5 protein-coding genes and 1 pseudogene are annotated in these 3,197 nt (G+C 71.6%); all 6 read left to right on the top strand.

Features of this window, described 5'->3' with window-relative positions; translation table 11 throughout:
- A pseudogene (locus tag AC5LUJ_RS24045) lies at window positions 1-256 on the top strand (cell division protein FtsZ); the annotation flags it as partial.
- A 37-nt stretch (window positions 257-293) separates the two neighbouring features.
- Window positions 294-500: a hypothetical protein gene (locus AC5LUJ_RS24050; protein ID WP_493465847.1), complete on the top strand. Its 207-nt coding sequence runs from the start codon at window positions 294-296 to the stop codon at window positions 498-500.
- Complete coding sequence (locus tag AC5LUJ_RS24055) at window positions 497-1,459, top strand: YggS family pyridoxal phosphate enzyme (RefSeq protein WP_493465848.1); 963 nt, start codon at window positions 497-499, stop codon at window positions 1,457-1,459. Before AC5LUJ_RS24050 ends, AC5LUJ_RS24055 begins: the two co-directional genes overlap by 4 nt.
- A gap of 10 nt (window positions 1,460-1,469) precedes the next feature.
- Window positions 1,470-2,006, top strand: a complete 537-nt coding sequence (locus AC5LUJ_RS24060) for a cell division protein SepF (protein ID WP_250285265.1) — start codon at window positions 1,470-1,472, stop codon at window positions 2,004-2,006.
- 63 nt (window positions 2,007-2,069) lie between these two features.
- Window positions 2,070-2,345: a YggT family protein gene (locus AC5LUJ_RS24065; protein ID WP_493465850.1), complete on the top strand. Its 276-nt coding sequence runs from the start codon at window positions 2,070-2,072 to the stop codon at window positions 2,343-2,345.
- A 90-nt stretch (window positions 2,346-2,435) separates the two neighbouring features.
- Window positions 2,436-3,197: DivIVA domain-containing protein (locus tag AC5LUJ_RS24070; protein ID WP_493465849.1), on the top strand; the 762-nt coding region annotated here is incomplete at its 3' end.

Consider the following 3,197-nt stretch of genomic DNA (forward strand, 5'->3'; position numbering starts at 1 on the left):
CTCGCACCCCCAGCCGGCCCAGCCCCGCGCGGCCGCCACCGGCCAGGCGGCTGGCGGCGCCGACAACCGGGACTACAGCCACGACGGGCCGGCCCCGTCCCGGCGGGAGGGAGCCGACGCCGGCGCCGACCAGGGCCACCCGCCGTACAAGGAGCCCCGGGAGGCGCCCCGGCCGAGCTATGTGGCACCTCGCCGGCCGGTCCGGCCGGTCGCGGACGACGATGACGAGCTCGACGTCCCCGACTTCCTCAAATAGCTCGGTGCCGGTATCCGTCCGGACCCAGGTGGCGGCCATGTTCGTCAAGCGGCACATCGAGAAGGACGTCGGGCGGTGCGCCGGGGAGCGGGTCGGGAAGCTCGTTGAGAGGCCCGCCGGGAAGTTCGCCGAGAACGCCCCGCGGCCCGTCCTGGCCGCCCTGCCGTGTGGCCGCGCGAAGGCCGGCCCGTGGCGGGCGGGGCCGGCCGGCGGACGGGCGCCACGGCACGGGTGGGCCCGGTGACGGCGGCACCGGCCGCGGGTGGGCCGGCGCAGGGTGGGCCGGTCGCGGCGCGGCGGCGCGAGGAGCTGTGGCGCAACCTCGCCGACGTCCGCGTGCGGATCGCCGCCGCGGCCACCGCGGCGGGCCGCCAGGCCGGCGAGCTCACCCTCATCGCGGTGAGCAAGAACTGGCCGGCGTCGGACGTCGCCCTGCTCGCGGGGTCCGGCATCACGCATTTCGCGGAGAACCGCGAGCAGGAGGCACGGGCGAAGGTGGCGGCTGTGACCGAATACCTCGCCTCCCACGAGCCCTGTCGCGAATATGACAGCGAGGTTTCGTCCACATGGCGGCCGCCGGCACCGCAACGGGCTCCCGAGGGGGACGGCCAGCCGCCTCGGCCGGACTCGGCGGCCCCGCCGGCAGCCGGCCCGTCCCGGCCCGGCACCGGCCGGGACGGCGGGGAGCCGGGCCCGGCGGCGGTCCCCAGACTGCCCTCCGGAGCATGGCCCTGCTGGCATTTTGTCGGCCAGCTTCAGCGTAACAAGGCCCGCCCGGTGGCCCGCTGGGCCGGCTGGGTGCAGTCGGTCGACCGCGCGCCACTGGTGGACGCGCTGGCCGCGGGGGCGCTCGCGTACGGTCGGGAGATCGCCGTCTGCCTCCAGGTGTCGCTGGACCTGCCCGGGCACGACACCGGCCGCGGTGGTGCCCGCCCGGCCGACATCCCCGCCCTCGGTGATCTCGTGGCCGCCAGCCGCGGCCTCGTCCTCGCCGGGGTGATGGGGGTCGCGCCGCGTGGCCTGCCGGCCCGGCCGGCCTTCGCGCGGCTGCGTGAGGTTTCGTGGATGCTTCGTCGGGAGCACCCGGAGGCATCGGTGATCAGCGCCGGCATGTCGGGGGACTTCCCCGACGCGGTGGCCGAAGGCGCGACACACCTTCGCATCGGGACGGCTTTGTTCGGTCCACGGCGCGCTGTCCCTTAGAGTCGCGCTCATGGGTGTGGCGCGCAGGGCGATGGTCTACCTCGGTCTGGCCGAGGAGGATGAAAGCTACCTCGAGGAAGACGAGTATGACGACGCCGGTCGTGACGATCGTCGCGATGTCGGTGAGCCCGTGCCCGCCGAGCGGTCGGTCCGTCGGATAGATGCGCGTGAGGAGCCGCCTGCGATGTCGCGACGCCCCCCGGTGGAACCGCTCCGGCCGGCTGGTCCGGTGCCGATGCGCAGGCCGTCGGCGATCGACGAGCCGTCAGCGTACCGGATTACCACTCTGCAACCACGCAGTTACAATGAGGCGCGGCAGATAGGCGAGGAGTTCCGCGACGGGACTCCGGTTATCATGAATCTGACCGAGATGGATGATGTTGACGCCAAGCGGCTGGTCGACTTCGCCGCCGGCTTGGTGTTCGGCCTGCGCGGATCGATCGAGAAGGTCACCAACAAGGTGTTCCTGCTCTCGCCGCACAACGTCGAGGTCACCGAGACCGACAAGCGGCGCATCCGTGAGGGCGGCTTCTACAACCAGTCATGATCATATTCCAGATGTCACCAGACCCCAGTCCCTGCAGGTACAGGAGAGCTCGCCATCAGCACACTGGGTGACGTGATCTCCGCGCTCCTGCTGGTCTACCTACTGTTGCTGTTCGCTCGCGTAGTGATAGATCTAGTGGTCTCCCTGAGCCGCACTTTTCGTCCCACCGGAGTCCTCGTACTAGTCTTTGAGTCCGTGTACACCGTCACCGATCCCCCGCTGAGATTCGTGCGGCGGTTCGTCCCACCCCTTCGGGTCGGTAACGTGGCATTTGACCTCGGATTCTTATTGATCTTAGTTGTGATCTGGGTCTTGCGGAGACTCGCAGATGGGCTGTGACGAAGTCGCGCACGTGGCGAATACGCGCGGCAGACTGCCGCTGGACCGCCCTCTCCGGGGAACGGCGATGCCGCATCATGAGGAGGCGACGTGGCTCTGACACCGCAGGACGTACAGAACAAGGTCTTCAGCCCGACCCGGTTCCGCACCGGCTACAACGAGGACGAGGTCGACGCTTTCCTCGACGACGTCGAGAGCGAGCTCACCCGTCTGCTGGACGAGAACACCGACCTACGCCGGCAGCTCGACGAGGCCCGCCGCACGGGCGGCGGTGGTTCCGGTGTACCCGCTCAGGTGCTGGAGGAAAACCAGCAGCTGCGCAGGCAGCTGGAGGAGACCCGGCGCCAGGTCGCGCAGGCGCAGGCGCAGGCGGCCCAGGCGGTGCAGGCCGCCCAGGCAGCGGCCCGCGAGCGCCCCGTCGCGCAGCCGTCGGCGGCAGCGACCACGGTCATCCCGGCCGTGTCCCCGCCCGGCGCGGCCCCGGCCCGCACCGGCAACAGCCAGCTGGACGCCGAGATCGAACAGCGCGTGGCCCGCACCCTCGTGCTCGCCCAGCGCACCGCGGACGAGGCGCTGCGAGAGGCCCGTAACGAGTCGGAGCGCGCCCGCCGCGAAGCCCGCGCCGATGCCGACCGCATCATCGGCGAGGCCCGCGCACACGTCGCCGAACAGCTCGGCGGCCTGGAGGACGACAAGCGCCGGCTGGAAGGCCAGGTCGAACAGCTGCGTGCCTTCGAGCGCGAGTACCGGACCAGGCTGCGCGCCTACCTGGAGATGCAGCTGCGCGACCTGGACGGCATGCCGACACAGCCGGCCGTCGGGGCCGGTGGGCCGTCCCGCCCGCCGCTGAAC

The sequence above is a fragment of the Protofrankia sp. CiP1_Cm_nod3 genome (assembly GCF_982290655.1).

Excerpts from the sequence above, each read along its gene's own strand:
- AC5LUJ_RS24050 (WP_493465847.1), top strand. The coding sequence starts at position 294 with ATGTTCGTCAAGCGGCACATCGAGAAGGACGTCGGGCGGTGCGCCGGG.
- AC5LUJ_RS24060 (WP_250285265.1), top strand. The coding sequence starts at position 1,470 with ATGGGTGTGGCGCGCAGGGCGATGGTCTACCTCGGTCTGGCCGAGGAG.